Annotated in this window: 15 protein-coding genes; 12 read left to right on the top strand and 3 right to left on the bottom strand. The window is 41.7% G+C overall.

Features of this window, described 5'->3' with window-relative positions:
- Positions 1-87: 87 nt before the first annotated feature.
- From GPS65_RS18340 to GPS65_RS18285, 12 genes are all read left to right on the top strand, one after another.
- Positions 88-1,239, top strand: a complete 1,152-nt coding sequence (locus tag GPS65_RS18340; protein WP_119125062.1) for a D-alanyl-D-alanine carboxypeptidase family protein — start codon at positions 88-90, stop codon at positions 1,237-1,239.
- Positions 1,227-1,814 carry a nucleoside recognition domain-containing protein gene (locus GPS65_RS18335; RefSeq protein ID WP_012010425.1) on the top strand — a complete coding sequence of 196 codons (588 nt, stop codon included), beginning with the start codon at positions 1,227-1,229 and terminating at the stop codon, positions 1,812-1,814. Before GPS65_RS18340 ends, GPS65_RS18335 begins: the two co-directional genes overlap by 13 nt.
- Positions 1,815-1,818: 4 nt before the next feature.
- Positions 1,819-2,355, top strand: coding sequence for a spore maturation protein (locus tag GPS65_RS18330; RefSeq protein WP_003216139.1), 537 nt, complete (start codon positions 1,819-1,821; stop codon positions 2,353-2,355).
- 137 nt (positions 2,356-2,492) lie between these two features.
- The gene (gene rluB, locus GPS65_RS18325) at positions 2,493-3,227 is read left to right on the top strand and encodes a 23S rRNA pseudouridine(2605) synthase RluB (RefSeq protein ID WP_119125705.1); all 735 of its coding nucleotides are present in this window, start codon (positions 2,493-2,495) and stop codon (positions 3,225-3,227) included.
- Between the two features lie 90 nt (positions 3,228-3,317).
- A complete protein-coding gene (gene resA, locus GPS65_RS18320; RefSeq protein WP_012010423.1) occupies positions 3,318-3,848 on the top strand; it encodes a thiol-disulfide oxidoreductase ResA in 531 nt (176 codons plus the stop codon).
- Position 3,849: 1 nt separating this feature from the next.
- The gene (gene resB, locus GPS65_RS18315; protein WP_012010422.1) at positions 3,850-5,529 is read left to right on the top strand and encodes a cytochrome c biogenesis protein ResB; all 1,680 of its coding nucleotides are present in this window, start codon (positions 3,850-3,852) and stop codon (positions 5,527-5,529) included.
- Positions 5,513-6,691, top strand: coding sequence for a c-type cytochrome biogenesis protein CcsB (ccsB, locus tag GPS65_RS18310; RefSeq protein ID WP_012010421.1), 1,179 nt, complete (start codon positions 5,513-5,515; stop codon positions 6,689-6,691). Before resB ends, ccsB begins: the two co-directional genes overlap by 17 nt.
- An 87-nt stretch (positions 6,692-6,778) precedes the next feature.
- Entirely contained in the window at positions 6,779-7,501 is a 723-nt protein-coding gene (locus GPS65_RS18305; protein WP_012010420.1) for a response regulator transcription factor, read from the top strand.
- Positions 7,498-9,279 (top strand): ATP-binding protein, encoded by a 1,782-nt coding sequence (locus GPS65_RS18300; protein ID WP_088000956.1) that lies wholly within the window; start codon positions 7,498-7,500, stop codon positions 9,277-9,279. The genes GPS65_RS18305 and GPS65_RS18300 overlap by 4 nt, the downstream gene beginning before the upstream one ends.
- 405 nt (positions 9,280-9,684) lie before the next feature.
- On the top strand, positions 9,685-10,293 hold the full coding sequence (gene sigX, locus GPS65_RS18295) for an RNA polymerase sigma factor SigX (RefSeq protein ID WP_003215976.1): 609 nt from the start codon (positions 9,685-9,687) through the stop codon (positions 10,291-10,293).
- Positions 10,205-11,314 (top strand): hypothetical protein, encoded by a 1,110-nt coding sequence (locus GPS65_RS18290; protein ID WP_041815674.1) that lies wholly within the window; start codon positions 10,205-10,207, stop codon positions 11,312-11,314. Before sigX ends, GPS65_RS18290 begins: the two co-directional genes overlap by 89 nt.
- Positions 11,315-11,414: 100 nt before the next feature.
- A complete protein-coding gene (locus tag GPS65_RS18285; protein ID WP_088000960.1) occupies positions 11,415-12,059 on the top strand; it encodes a M23 family metallopeptidase in 645 nt (214 codons plus the stop codon).
- A 296-nt stretch (positions 12,060-12,355) separates the two neighbouring features.
- Here the strand turns inward: GPS65_RS18285 and rplI are convergent, their stop codons facing one another.
- From rplI to GPS65_RS18270, 3 genes are read right to left on the bottom strand one after another with little or no spacing between them, the layout of a single operon-like run.
- Positions 12,356-12,805: a 50S ribosomal protein L9 gene (gene rplI / locus GPS65_RS18280; RefSeq protein ID WP_012011896.1), complete on the bottom strand. Its 450-nt coding sequence runs from the start codon at positions 12,803-12,805 to the stop codon at positions 12,356-12,358.
- Positions 12,802-14,781 carry a DHH family phosphoesterase gene (locus GPS65_RS18275; protein WP_041816092.1) on the bottom strand — a complete coding sequence of 660 codons (1,980 nt, stop codon included), beginning with the start codon at positions 14,779-14,781 and terminating at the stop codon, positions 12,802-12,804. Before GPS65_RS18275 ends, rplI begins: the two co-directional genes overlap by 4 nt.
- A gap of 30 nt (positions 14,782-14,811) precedes the next feature.
- A complete protein-coding gene (locus GPS65_RS18270) occupies positions 14,812-15,750 on the bottom strand; it encodes a YybS family protein (RefSeq protein ID WP_041816396.1) in 939 nt (312 codons plus the stop codon).
- Between the last annotated feature and the right edge of the window lie 223 nt (positions 15,751-15,973).

Below are 15,973 nucleotides of genomic sequence, written 5' to 3'. Positions count from 1 at the left end.
TAGAGACGCTTTTTTTTATGGACGAGGCATCATAACTTTTTCAGCCGCGCATACACTTGTACAAAACGGACAAGGACGTGAATGAACATGCCCTATTTAAAAATTGGAACAGCAGTCCTTCTTCTATTTACACTCTTACTGCCTTTTTCCTCACATGCCAAAGCAGATATGTCATTATCGGTGAGTGCAAGAAGCGCCATTTTAATAGATGGACAGTCAGGCAGAGTCCTATTTGGAAAGGACGAGCATGAAAAAAGAAGAATCGCCAGTATTACGAAAATTATGACGGCGGTATTAGCCATTGAATCAGGGAAAATGAAAGACAACGTCAAAGTATCAAAGCGCGCGATTCAAGCAGAGGGCTCATCGATTTATTTAAAAGAAGGGCAGAAGGTAAGCCTAGAAGATTTGACATACGGGCTTATGCTGCGTTCTGGAAATGATGCAGCTGTTGCCATTGCAGAGCATGTGGGCGGCAGCTTAGAAGGATTTATTTTTATGATGAATCAAAAAGCGTCTGAACTAGGAATGGAGAATACGAATTTTCAAAATCCGCATGGACTCGATGATCATAAGAACCATTATTCATCAGCCTATGACATGGCCATTTTAACAAAGTACGCCATGGAGCATAAACAATATCAAAAAATTGCGGGCACGACTTTCTATAAAGCAAAAACGATGGAAGGCTATTGGAAAAATAAAAACAAGCTCCTCACTGGTTTATATCAATATTCAACTGGAGGGAAAACGGGATATACAAAACTTGCAAAACGTACACTTGTTTCTACAGCTGCAAAAGGTGATGCGGCGCTGATCGCTGTGACCATTAATGCGCCAGATGATTGGAAGGATCATATCTCTATGTTTGAATATGCATTTGATCACTATAAAACGTACGTACTTGCTGAAAAAGGAAGACTCGCTTCATTAAAAGGAACCTTTTACGAAAAAAAGGCATTTATCAAACGTGATGTGGACTATTTTTTAAATGAAGATGAGAAAAAGCTAGTAGAAATTGAAACCGAAATGCTTACTCCTCAAAAGAAGTGGGCAAAAAACGCCGAAGCCATCCCAGATGTTGTAGGAAAAATGACGTTTTTATTAGATGGTCAGGTGATCGAGCAAGTACCGATCTTTTATGAAAATAAACGAAATCGAATGCCACAAAAAAGCTTCCAAGAAATGTTTAAGTCTGTCTTTCAGACATCGATAGGCGGATCTTCATGGTCAATCTAATTTGGGTATTCCTCACTGTCATCGGTCTTGTGTATGCGATGTTCAACGGAACGATGGAGGAAGTAAACGAAGCTGTATTTAAAGGATCAAAGGAAGCGGTGACCATTTCAATTGGTCTGATTAGTGTCCTTGTTTTTTGGCTTGGGCTGATGAAGATTGCAGAAGAGGCAGGTTTGTTAAATTTCTTTAGTAAATTGTGCCGTCCCTTTATTTCAAAGCTATTTCCGGATATTCCGCCTAATCATCCTGCGATGGGATATATTTTGTCCAATCTCATGGCGAATTTCTTTGGTCTCGGGAATGCCGCGACACCCCTTGGGATTAAGGCAATGGAGCAGATGAAAGCATTAAACGGCGGGAAAAATGAAGCAAGCCGGTCCATGATTACATTTTTAGCGGTCAACACATCCTCTATCACACTCGTGCCAACAACTGTCATTGCAATTAGAATGACCTATGGTGCAGATCAGCCAACAGACATTGTGGGCCCAACCATTTTGGCGACACTCATTTCAGGCATTGGTGCCATTCTCATTGATCGCTATTTCCACTATCGCAGAAGCAGGCGGGGGTGATCTCGTGTCATTTATTAACTGGCTTTCACTTGCTTTGATCCCATTGATCATCGCAGGCATTTTAATTGCGGGAACCATTAAGAAGGTACCGACCTATGAAACATTTGTCGAGGGCGGGAAAGAGGGTATTCAAATTGCCTTTTCAATCATTCCTTATTTAGTCGGCATGCTCGTGGCCATTACGATATTCCGCGCGTCTGGTGCACTTGACTTTGTCATGGGACTGTTAAAACCCGTGTTTACAGCAATCGGCTTCCCGGCAGAAGTAGTGCCACTTGCGTTTATTCGTCCGATATCTGGCACAGCTGCACTCGGGATGACATCAGACCTCATTGCGACATATGGACCAGATTCTTTTATCGGACAACTCGCAGCTGTCATGCAAGGGTCAACTGACACCACTCTCTACATTTTAACGGTCTATTTTGGGGCAGTCGGTATTAAAAAAATGGGAGATGCGCTGAAAGTAGGTCTGTTAGCGGACCTCATTGGCATCATTGCATCTGTCATCATCGTCAGTTTGTTATTTAGCGGCGCCTAAAGAGGCGCTTTTTTGTCTTTCAATGGATGGGAAATGGCTATTTAGCTGAAATTAAACAGACGAATCGCTTATTTTTCCACGAATGCTTGTTTGTTTTAATTCAAGCAAGTAAGATAGTACATGAGGTGAAAGACAAAATGGAACGTTTACAGAAAGTAATTGCACATGCCGGCGTCGCTTCAAGGCGAAAGGCAGAAGAATTAATTAAAGAAGGACGAGTTACCGTTAATGGTCAAACAGTGACTGAGCTCGGAGTAAAAGTGGGCTCTTCAGATAAAATTGAAGTCAACGGATTAAAGCTTGAAAGAGAAGAACCGGTTTACTTTATGCTTTATAAACCGCGCGGCGTCATTTCAGCTGCCGAAGATGATAAAGGACGTAAGGTGGTCACAGATTTCTTTGATGATGTTCCGCAGCGTCTTTATCCAATCGGCCGTTTAGATTATGATACGAGCGGTTTGATTTTAATTACAAATGACGGGGAATTTGCCCATAAGCTCATGCATCCAAAATACGAAATTGATAAAACATATGCAGCGAAGCTAAAAGGAATCCCATCAAAGGAATTGCTTAGAAAGCTAGAAAAAGGGATTATGTTAGATCATAAAAAAACGGCACCTGCCCGTACCAAAATGCTTTCGATTGATAAACGAAAGCAAACTTGTATTGTTCAATTAACCATTCATGAAGGCAGAAACAGACAAGTGCGCCGCATGTTTGAAGCGATCGGTCATGATGTGTTAAAGCTAAAAAGAGAGCACTATGCGTTCCTTCATATTGAAGGTATGAGACCAGGAGACCGCAGAGAATTGTCTCCACATGAAGTGAAACGTCTGAGAGCGATTGCGGATCACGGAAAAAGCGCTTTTTAATTTTCACATAAACTTCAAAAAATGAAGAAGCATCAAAAGAAGGAGAATGCTATAATTTACCTGAATGTCTATGGGGAAGGGGTACTTCAGATGAAAAAAAGACGGTTTTTCATACGGACGGGCATTCTCCTCGTGATGCTTGCTGCACTATGTTATACCATGTATAACTCTGTATTTGCCAAACAGGAGCGGGTCAAAGAAGGATCTATTGCGCCAAACTTTGTCCTTCAATCTGTAGATGGGGAACGGATTGAACTAAAGGACTTAAAAGGCAAAGGCGTCTTTCTTAATTTTTGGGGGACCTGGTGTGGTCCATGTAAACAAGAATTCCCTTACATGGCAAATCAATATGAAGTGTTCAAGGATCGCGGTGTGGAAATTGTTGCAGTCAATGTTGCAGAGTCCAATATTGCCGTGAAGAATTTTATGGAGTCCTATGGCGTGAATTTTCCTGTTGCCATGGACAAAGATCGTCAAGTGACAGAGGCATATGATATAACGCCGCTGCCAACCACATTTTTAATTAATCCTGAAGGCAAGGTAATCAAAGTCATAAAGGGAACCATGACAGAACGTAATGTCTATGAATATATGAATTTGATTAAACCAAAGGGGTCTTAGAATGAAAGAGGTAAAATGCGAGTGTGGACATATTAATCCAATCGGTACTGTTTTATGTGAATCCTGCGGAAATCCCATTGCAGCTAAAGAGAAAAACTCTTCAAAGCTGCTTGATATGAGATATGACGGCAGTGCGAGACGCTCGCAAACATACAACAAAACGATTGTTGATAAAGTATGGAACTTTTTTTCTTCCGTTAAGGTGGGTGTGTGGCTGATTGTCATTACACTACTTGCTTCCTCATTAGGAACAATTTTTCCGCAGGAGCGATTTATTCCACCAGGTGCATCTGCTTCCACCTATTATGAAGAGCAATATGGATCGTTTGGTAAGCTGTACTACACACTTGGATTCCATGATCTTTATAATTCTTGGTGGTTTTTAGCTTTAGTTGCATCCATCGGAATCTCCCTTGTCATTTGCAGTCTCGACCGGGTTATCCCTCTTTATCGAGCACTTAAAAATCAAGGGATTATCAAAAAAGAAGGCTTTATGAGAAGACAGCGTCTGTTCAGTGAGACAGACAAAATGTTAGATGAGCATACATATGAAGGCATCAAGAAAGCAATGAAGCAAAAGCGTTACCGGGTACGAGAAGAAAACGGACATATTTTAGCGGAAAAAGGCCGCTTCTCACGCTGGGGCCCTTACGTCAATCACATTGGATTAATCATCTTTCTCATTGGATCAATGCTCCGGTTTGTCCCAGGCATGTATGTGGATGAAACGCTGTGGGTGAGAGAGGGTGAAACTGCCCCAATTCCAGGCACAGATGGTCAATATTTTTTGAAAAATAATGCGTTTTCAATTGACCGCTATGAAACTGGAAATGAAAAAGAAGTGTTTGAGAATGCGATTGAAAGAGCTGGCGACGGTCAAGTAGTGAAAAGTTATAAAACCGATGCCACTTTATACAAACGTGAAGGGGAAGTTGTGTTTGGTGAAAAGCCCAAGCTGAAGCAGGTATCAGAACACAATATCAAAGTGAACGAACCGCTCAAGTTTGATCATTTCTCATTATATCAAGTGGATTTTAAACAAAATGAACTCGATCAAATGGTCTTTCAGCTGATTCGTAAAGATACAGAAAAATCTTTCGGAACAGTGAAGATTAATCTGCTGGAGCCTAAGTCAGAATATGATCTTGGTAGCGGTTACAAAGTTAAAGTGATGAGCTATCTCCCTGATTTTTATTTTGACGATGATGGAACGCCGAGTACGAAGACAAGGAATCCGAATAATCCTGCTTTCGTGTTTGAAATGGTTTCTCCTGAAAAGCCTAAAGGTGAAAAAAGCTTTGTGGCGATTCAAGAGACAGTAGAGGGCTCTGATAATAACCTATATAAAATGAAGTTTGATCGAGTGGAAACGAAAAACGTCACGGGATTGACGGTGAGAAAAGATTTAACTCTTGGGGTGCTCATCGTAGGCGGAATCATCTTCATGATTGGTGTCGTGCAGGGGATGTATTGGCAGCATAGAAGAATTTGGCTGTCTGCAAGGGATGGAAAAGTATTCGTGGCAGGACATACAAACAAAAACTGGTTTGGCTTAAAGTCTGATCTTGGCGTGATCCTAAGTGACAGTGGCATCAAACAGCCAGTTGATCAAAAAGAACTGCCTGATACAACAAGTATCAGCAAAAGCAAGGGGGAAGGATTAGATGGCAGCAGTCAGTGAAAACCTGTTATTTGCAGCTTTTCTATTGTATTTAGCGGCAGTTCCTTTTTTTGGCGGTGCCATTAAAGGAAAAAAGAAAGTTGATGGACCGCGTAGGAATAAGGCGGCACTTATCGGCATTACGCTCACCATCATTGGCTTTTTAAGTCAATTTGGCTACTTTATTTCAAGGTGGGTGGCGTCTGGTCATGCACCAGTCAGCAATTTGTTTGAATTCACAACGGCTTTTGGCATGATGCTTGTGCTCGCATTCATTATTTTATATTTTGTGTATCAAGTGTCTGTACTTGGTTTATTTACACTTCCAATTGCTTTATTGATTATTGCCTATGCAAGCATGTTCCCATCTGATATATCACCGCTAATTCCTTCATTACAAAGTAATTGGCTTTATATTCACGTGACAACAGCAGCACTAGGGCAAGCTATTTTAGCGATTAGCTTTGTGGCAGGCGTCATCTTTTTATTAAAACATGTCGATCAAACAAAGCCAGGGAAGAAGACATTTGGTTTAGAGCTCGTCATGTTTATGATTGTTGTGACACTGGCATTTATCGCTGTCACGTCTATCTTTAGAATGACAGGATACGAAGCAAAATTTAATTGGGTCGATAAAAATAAAGAGGAAAGTGTGATGGTCTATGAGCTGCCAGCTCTAGTTGGACCTCATAAAGGAGAGCTTGTGACGCAAGATCGTTTGGAACCGTTTGTTGATTTGCCGCCTGTTTTTTCAGGTAGAAAGGTCAATACGGTGTTATGGTCATTCGGCATGGGGCTGATCTTGTATGGACTGATTCGCTTGATCATTCGCAAACGACTGAGTGCTCTGCTTCAACCGCTCGTGAAACAGGTGAACCTAGATTTAGTCGATGAAATTGGATATAGAGCCGTTTCCATTGGTTTCCCTGTATTTGCGTTAGGCGGGCTCATTTTTGCAATGATCTGGGCGCAAATTGCATGGACTCGGTTCTGGGGCTGGGACCCGAAGGAAGTATGGGCATTGATCACGTTTCTCTTTTATGCAGCCTACCTTCATCTTCGCTTATCAAGGGGCTGGCATGGCGAAAAGTCCGCTTGGTTAGCTGTCATCGGATTCGCCATCATTATGTTTAATCTCATCTTTGTCAATCTCGTGATTGCAGGGCTTCATTCATACGCGTAATCACATGAAAAAGGCCAACTTTTTATGAATCGATTCGGCTTTTTGTTAAAATGAATGTAACAACGGAGAAAGCAGGAGGATTGTCTAATGGAACACACAACTCAAACGAAAATATTAGTCGTAGATGATGAGGCAAGAATTCGCCGCCTTTTAAAAATGTATTTAGAACGTGAAAATTATGAAATCGATGAAGCGGAAAATGGAGATGAGGCCATTCAAAAAGGACTCCAATCAGATTATGACCTCATTTTGCTCGATTTAATGATGCCTGGCACAGATGGGATTGAAGTGTGTAATCAAATTCGAGACAAAAAAGCGACTCCAATCATTATGCTGACGGCAAAAGGAGAAGAAGCCAACCGCGTGCAAGGGTTTGAAGCAGGAACGGATGACTACATCGTGAAGCCTTTTAGCCCACGTGAAGTTGTTTTACGTGTGAAGGCATTGCTCAGAAGATCTTCTCAAACGTCTTATCTCAATACTGGGACAACAACAAAAGATGTACTTGTGTTTTCTCATCTTTCAATTGACCACGATGCGCATAGAGTAACAGCCGATGGCAAAGAGGTCAGTCTCACGCCGAAGGAATATGAGCTTTTATATTTCCTTGCGAAAACACCTGATAAGGTTTATGACAGAGAGAAGCTGTTAAAAGAAGTATGGCAGTATGAATTCTTTGGAGACTTGAGAACAGTCGATACCCACGTCAAACGACTTCGCGAAAAACTGAATAAAGTGTCACCAGAAGCTGCGAAAAAAATCGTGACAGTATGGGGTGTCGGGTACAAATTTGAGGTCGGCGCTGAATGAAACTGTGGAAAAGTGTCGTTGGAAAGCTATGGTTAACCATTCTCTTCCTTGTCCTAATCGTTTTATCTATTTTAACCGTGCTTCTTTTAGAGTTCATTGAAAATTACCATGTAGAAGAAGCAAAGTCAGATTTAACGCAAATGGCAAATAAAGTGGCAGTCATTTTAGAAAGCCATGACGATCAATCGCTCGCAAGGTCGATTACATCAGAGCTTGCTGACAAATTGACGAGTATTGCGATTATCCAAGAGGACGGACTAGAGTGGTATTCGTCTGAAAAAGACGGGAAGCTACCTGCGATTACAAAGAAACAAATTGAAGCGGACAGTGATCTGAATCAAGCACTAAAAGATCGTAAAAAAATTAGTAAACGTGCTGAACCAAATGCAGGCAATCATAAAGATGAACGAATTGTCGTCGGTGTTCCATTTGAGGCAAACGGCAAAAAAGGCATGGTCTTTCTTTCTCAATCATTACTCGCCGTAGAGCAAACAACAAAGCATACGACGCGTTATATCTTCCTAGCAGCCGGTATTGCCATTGTTTTAACCACTATATTCGCGTTCTTCTTATCAACGCGTGTCACCTATCCTCTTAGAAAGATGAAAGAGGGAGCGCAGGATCTGGCGAAAGGGAAATTTGATACAAAGATTCCGATATTAACGCAAGACGAAATTGGAGAACTGGCCATCGCCTTTAATCAAATGGGCAAGCAGCTTACATTTCATATCACAGCCTTAAATCAAGAAAAAGAACATTTATCCAACATATTAAGCAGTATGGCCGATGGGGTCATCACCATCAATATTGATGGAACGATCCTCATGACGAATCCTCCTGCAGAACGATTCTTGCAGGCATGGTATTACGAGCAAAATATGAAGATCAAAGATGGAGATGAACTGCCTCCAGAAGCACGAGAACTGTTTCATACAGCCGTCAGCACGGAAAAAGAGCAAATGATCGAAGTCACACTGCAAGGGCGTACTTGGGTTCTTCTTATGTCTCCGCTTTATAATCAGCAGGACGTTAGAGGAGCAGTTGCAGTCCTTCGTGATATGACAGAGGAACGAAGACTTGATAAGCTGAGAAAAGACTTTATTGCCAATGTCAGTCATGAACTTCGTACTCCAATTGCTATGCTGCAAGGGTATAGTGAGGCGATTGTAGATGATATCGCAGGCTCAGAAGAGGAAAAGAAAGAGATTGCGCAAATTATTTACGACGAATCGCTTCGAATGGGACGTCTTGTGAATGACCTTCTAGACCTAGCGAGAATGGAAGCTGGTCATATTACACTGAATCTCGAATCAACGGATACAGAAGAGCTGACCGAGAAGATTTACCGCAAGTTTCTTGGTATAGCAAAAGAAAAGCAAGTTGATCTCACATATGATATTCAAGTGGATGAACCGCACTTTGTACTCGATCCGGATAAGATGGAGCAGGTGTTTACGAATCTCATTGATAACGCCATTCGTCATACACCTGAGGGCGGAGAGGTTCACTTCTCGGTTCAATCAGTGGAAAGCGGTTTGAAAATGGATGTGAAAGATTCAGGAAGCGGAATCCCAGAAGAGGATCTGCCATTTATTTTCGAACGTTTCTATAAAGCGGATAAGGCCAGAACAAGAGGGCGTTCTGGAACTGGACTTGGTCTTGCAATTGTGAAGAACATCGTAGAAGCACATCAAGGCTCCATTCATGCACATAGCAAAGCGGGTACTGGTACACATTTTACCTTTTATATTCCGAGAAAAAAGCAGGAACTCGTCTAATCCTGACGAAGAATCTTGTTACATGAGAAACACTTCTTTTTGAAAGAAAAAGAAGTGTCAGCGTGTAGACAAACCCTCGCATTCGTTGTCAGTCCTGCGTGCTGGTGCTCACGAATGTCAAATTCGCTCCGCGCCAGTACTCGTCCTTCCTATACTGCAAAGGTTTTCTATCACGCTGAAAAGAAGACAAAGGGCTAAAATAAAGATCATTTTAGCCCTTTGTCAACAATCTGGCACTTCTTTTCGAAAGAAAAAGAAGTGTTTTTTTATTTTCATATTTTTAAGGAGAAGTTAAACAAAAAGCCCTTCCCAAATTGTCGAACTTGTAATATATTTGTCATAAAGTTGTAATGTAACGTTTTGTAAGAGTCACTCGACAAAAATAAGTGAACGGAGGGGTTTCCTATGCATGAAACCTTTCAAAAAATATATGATTCGTACCATCAAGATTTGTACCAGTTTTTATTTTATATGGTTAAAGATAAAAATCAGGCAGAGGATCTCGTTCAGGAGGTTTACATCCGGGTACTTCACTCATATAAAACTTTTGAAGGAAGAAGCAGCGAGAAAACATGGCTGTTTTCAATTGCGAGGCATGTGGCAATTGATTGGTTTCGCAAACAGCAAACCATTAGACAACGGGTACTCGGCACGTTTGATTGGGATAAGCAGGATGTAAAGGATCCAGACTTGCTCCCAGACGAACTGGCTGTGCAGGATGAAAATGTAAAAGAAATCTATGCCGCACTTGATCAGTGCACGATTGATCAACGAGCTGTCATCATTTTAAGATTTATCCAGGGCTACTCAATCATGGAGACGGCAAAGGCGCTAAAGTTCTCGGAAAGCAAAGTCAAAACAACGCAGCACCGAGGCCTGAAAGTGCTCCGAAAACATATGGAGCTTTTGAAGGAGGAGCTAGTGAATGAAAACGAACAGGTCCGATTGGAGCGAAGAACGAATCAAGGTGTTACTAAGTCAGCTTCCAAAGGTGGAGGACAACCGTTCATCTAAGCAAATATATCAGCAGATGCTGATGGCAAGTGGGCAGAAAAAGAAAAGTGCCAAATGGATCGGTCCAGCGGTCGCAACCGTTGTGGTTTTATTTATGGCGTTTTTAATTTCTCCTCATTTATTTCAGCCAGCTGCTCAAGATCACCATCAGCAAATGAAAATGGATTCAAGTGCTGACAAAAGTCAGGTGAACGCCACATTAGAAGCGGTCAAACAGACTGATGGGCCCTCACATGTTGTTTCTCTTAAGCAGCAGCAAAAGTATATGACCATGGCATACATAGATGAATCGACCTCTCAAGTGGTACCAATTAGCATTCAAAAAGAGGATGAGTATGATCATTTGCAGAATATGGTGAACACATATGAACAGGTGCGGCTGCCTGAAATGACAAAACCTCTTCAGTCTTATATGGATATGGTGGAGCTTCATGAAAAAGGAGATACACTTATTTTTCAATTAAAAAGTGATTTGTCCCTTGATACGTTAAAAGAAGCCAATCGGTTTAAAGATATGGTAAAAGAAACGCTAAAATGGAGCAAATATAAGCAGGTGCAAGTCAAGACAGCTAAAGGATCTCACCTTCAATTAGGGGCAAATGGAAGCGTTGGAACAATATCAATTGAAAAACAAACAAAGCATGCTTATTATGTTTTAGAGAATAAGAGCGGGACCTTTTTGGTGCCTTCAAAAACGCATTATTCATCGTATGAAGATGCGGTAGAAGCGATGAAGCGTACAAGCGATGCAGGACTTGATCCATTAATTAAAGATGAACCGATTAAAGAAGTGACGTCTAAAGGAAAACATGTGACCATTACGTTTGGAGCATCAGCGAAATTATCGGACTCAAATGATCATATTTTACTCATTGAAGGTCTGCTGCTCTCAGCGAAAGATTTTGGTTTTACAGAGGTCACCATTCAACAGGCGGGAACAGATCAAGTTGGTCCATATGAATTAGAAGAACCGATAGAGGTGCCGGCTTTGCCGAATCCAGTTGTCATAAAAGACCGTTAAAGGACGCGAGAAATTGCGTTCTTTTTTGATGTATAGAAAATAGCTTCCTTGCTGTATACTAAGCTGTCATAAAAAGAATCGCAAAGAAAGGGAGTCACTGATGAAAAGGTATTGCTTCATATGTGCCAGCTGTTTTTTGATGATCTTTTCGCCTGTTGTTCATGCACAGGAAACAAGCGAATGGGTGGAGCCAATAAAAGGAGAAGTCACAGATTTATTTGGGACAAGAGATGGCTCGCACAAGGGATTAGATATAGCTGCACCAGAAGGAGAATCCATCTTTGCTGCAAGTGAAGGGGTGGTCTCGCGTTCGTATGTATCTGCTACATATGGCGAGGTTGTGTTTATCCAGCATCCAAATGGATATGAAACCGTCTATGCACATTTACACGAGCGTTTTGTTAAAGAGGGTGACCATGTAGAAGCAGGACAGCCGATCGGCATTATCGGTAACACAGGAGCGTCTAGAGGCACTCATTTGCATTTTGAGGTGCACAGGGGTCAATGGTCAGTCAGCAAAGAAGATGCGGTAGATCCGCTCACAATCATTGCGATGGATCGTTTCCAAGAGCCGGCTTTACATGTAAACGGACAAGAGAACAATACATACCTCATTAAACAGGGAGATACCCTTTGGTCGATTGCAAGGGCACATGAGATGACTGTGGAGCAATTGAAACAGATCAATGAGCTGACCACTCATCTCATCCGAACGGGAGATCGTTTAATGGTTTCAAAAAAATAAACCTCATGCATTTGCATGAGGTCAGACCGTAGACAAACCCTACCTTTACTTCAAGTAAAAGTGGGGTTTTCACATTTTTTTTGAAAAACATCATGTGTTTTACGCTGGACATGGTACTTTCCATGTCCAGTTTGCTAGTTTTTTAAGATATTGATTATTATAACAATATCCGAATTCAATTGAAATTAAACAACCAGTCACCAAAAGAGTTTCGGCAACTGGCTGTTTTATAAAGGTGTTTTGATCCCTGTCTCAAAAACGGGGGTCAGTTCCTCGTGAGACGGGTTCTTTTCTGTTTATGCTTGTTCTGTCACGTGTACCTTTAACGTTGCTTGTACCTCTGGATGAAGCTTCACCGGTACATTTGTGTAACCTAATGCACGGATGGCGTCATTCAGCTCGATTTTGCGCTTATCGACTTTGATTTGATGATCTTTTTGCAATTTATCAGCGATTTGTTTGCTTGTAATTGATCCAAACAGACGACCGCCTTCACCTGATTTTGCTGTTAGTTCCACTGTTAGCGCCTCAAGTGTTTCCTTTAGTTGTTTCGCTTGTTCAAGCTCTTGGACGGCATTCTTTTTCTCTTTGTTCTTCTGCCCTTCCAATGCACTTAGGTTCGTTGGGTTTGCTTCAACCGCTAACCCTTGTTTAATGAGAAAGTTGTGAGCGTATCCGTCAGCGACATTCTTGACTTCGCCTTTTTTCCCTTTGCCTTTTACGTCTTTTAGAAAGATGACTTTCATCTTTGAACCCCTCCTTCGAAATATTCATCAATGGCAGCTTTTAACTGCTCTACCGCTTCTTCAATGGTTATACCATACATTTGGGTTGCAGCGTTAGTCAAATGACCGCCGCCATCTAACGCTTCCATGATAATTTGAACGTTGATATCCCCTAATGATCTCGCACTAATGCACACCGTATTGTCATCTCGCCTAGCGACAGCAAATGACGCTTCTACCTCACTCATTGACAACAGGGAATCAGCCGTCTGGGCAATCGTAATTTGATCATAATACTCCGAGCTGTCGGACGGTAATGAAGCAATCGCCACCTGATTTTGATACAAATCTGTATGCTGAATGAGCTTTGCCCGTTTGATGTAATGATCCACGGTCTCTTTTAGGAACTTTTGCACAAGGACAGGATCTGCCCCCTTCGCACGAAGGTAAGAGGCTGCATCAAACGTTCTTGATCCCGTTCTCAGCGAGAAACTCTTTGTATCAACGATGATCCCTGCGAGAAGCGCAGTCGCTTCGATCATGTTAATGCGCAATTTCTTCGGCTGATACTCTAAAAGCTCTGTCACAAGCTCTGCTGTGGATGAAGCATACGGCTCCATATAGACAAGTAATGGATCACGGATAAACTCCTCGCCGCGTCTATGATGGTCAATGACCACGACATGTTCAATTTTATTGAGTAGTCGTTCTTCCATGACGAGAGACGGTTTATGTGTATCCACGACCACAAGCAGCGTGTCATCCTTTGCAAGCTCCATGGCTTCCTCTGGGGTGATAAAACGTGACCATAGATCTTCATAATTCTTAATTTCACTAATCAAGCGTTGAACACTGTCACCAATTTGGTTGGCATCAATGACAATATAACCTTCTTTCCCATTGGCCTGGGCGACCTTTAAAATCCCAATGGATGCACCGATAGAGTCCATGTCTGGGAACTTATGCCCCATGATCATGACATTGCCGCTTTCAGATACAATTTCTTTTAAAGCATGAGAAATGACTCGTGCGCGTACACGTGTCCGTTTCTCCATTGGATTCGTTTTCCCGCCGTAGAATTTCACTTTTCCATTCGGCTGCTTAATGGCTACTTGATCCCCGCCTCGTCCGAGGGCAAGATCAAGACTCGACTGAGCAAGTGCCCCAAGTTCTTTTAAAGAAGGTACGGATGCACCGATCCCGATACTCAAGGTCAGCGTCGCACTATGCGCTCCTGTTTTCTCACGGACCTCATCTAAAATAGAGAATTTCGACGCTTCCAGCTCTGCTAAAATGCTTTCATTTAGAACTGCCATAAATCGTTCGGACGAAATTCGCTTCAGGAAAATACCATATTCCTGTGCCCAGTTGTTTAAAAGTGACGTCACTTCACTATTAATGGCGCTGCGCACCTGATCATCAAGACCCTGCGTGACATCATCATAATTGTCTAAAAAGATATAAGATAACACCGTTCGTTCATTTTCGTACTGTCTTTCAATCTGTACCTGTTCTGTGACATCAAAGAAATATAAAAGGCGTTCTGACCGTTTAATAATGACTTTGAATTTCCGATCATTCAGCGTCACATTTTCTGTCTCGACCTCTTGTTTAATAAGAGGCACAATGGACTCGAATGTATCATACAAGGATCTGCCGACAAGCGTGCTTTCATGAAAACACGAAGCGAGAAATGGATTTGTCCATTCGATATAATACTGGTCATTAAACAGCATAATACCAATTGGCATTTCCATTAATGCTTCTTCTCCAACCTTTTTGACTCGATAGGATAATGTTGAAATATATGAATCAATCTCTTTTTGAACTTGCGTATCTGCCCACTTTAAGAAGTAGAGCACACCTGCAAGGACTAAAAGACCAACAGCTCCTATGATCCAATTATAATAAAGGTTGAGGAGAACTGTGACCACCGCAAGGACAATTAAAGCGATGATCGGATACTTGATGACAGGTTTTCTATAGAAGCTTGGCACTGATATCAACTCCTCAACATTCAGAGTGAATTATTTGTTTTTCACTTTTTCTCTTAAATCAAAGCCTATGTCAGCAATCCCTATGATACGCACAACCACACCGACTGGCGGATAGAGAACCCCTAACACGATAGCGAAAATGGGGACTGCTTTTGAGATGCCTTTTTCGTGGCAATAATAGAAGATAAAAGAAAATCCCTGAATAAGCACCAGTATAAATAAAATTTTAAACGCACTCGATTGAACGAGCCATAAAAAGCTGCCTTTTTCTGTCTGAATCAGCATCAAAAGCAGTGTGAGTAAATAATACCATACCATGCTTTTTGGCAGCCGCAAATCCTTAAATTTCTTAAGGACTGGCATGTCTGATACAAACCGTTTGATCAAGGGCCGCACGAACCAATGATTCACAAAAGCCATCAAAGTAGCAGTGATCAAAAGCGCTACAGGTAAAGCGTTTAATGCTGTATCCTGCAACTCTTTAAACTGTTTGAGCTGTTTGGCAATCTCCTTTTCAGACGCGCCGGATTGCTTTAAAGTACTCTCTACCATCGGCATCATTTGCTCAATCGACTCTTTCGCAATATTCATGATATCGATTTGAAAAAGCTGAACACTGACAATAAAGGAGATAAGAAAACTGAATAAATAAATCAGCCCACCTGCAATGATGGCATTCCCGGGCTGCCGTCTGCTGTAGAAAACACCCATGCCTAATCCGACAGCAATCAGAACGGGCGCAGTCATGAGTCCATTAATAGACCCAATTAAAAAGCTGATCACTATCCCGATAGCGCCAGCAGCAATTCCTTTTTTCAAGCCGTGCCTGATTGTATAGAGGATGATCGGAATCGGAGCAGCTAGAAAGAAAATAATGGATAATAGCGGCACATACAAATAAAACAGCGTCATGACAGAGAAAATACTGATCATGATAGCGCCCTCTACTAACGCTTTTGTTTGTTTCACACCTTCACCTCTATCCAATCCTTTTACTATATCTTGCTCAATGTGTCCTTCTATGTATACGTACGATGTAAGCTACTCCATGTCTTACCCCAACCTTTATTTTACCATAGCGGTAAATCGCAAGTAAAATGCAGGCTATCTTAAGAGCGTTTCACGTGGAACACTGATACAGAATCGTACATGCAACTTTTCAAACAGCATGTTACAATTTTTTAAATTATTC

The organism is Bacillus pumilus (assembly GCF_009937765.1).
In the GTDB taxonomy this organism is placed as follows: Bacteria; Bacillota; Bacilli; order Bacillales; family Bacillaceae; genus Bacillus; species Bacillus pumilus_O.
This window is presented reverse-complemented; position numbering and strand designations above follow the sequence as displayed.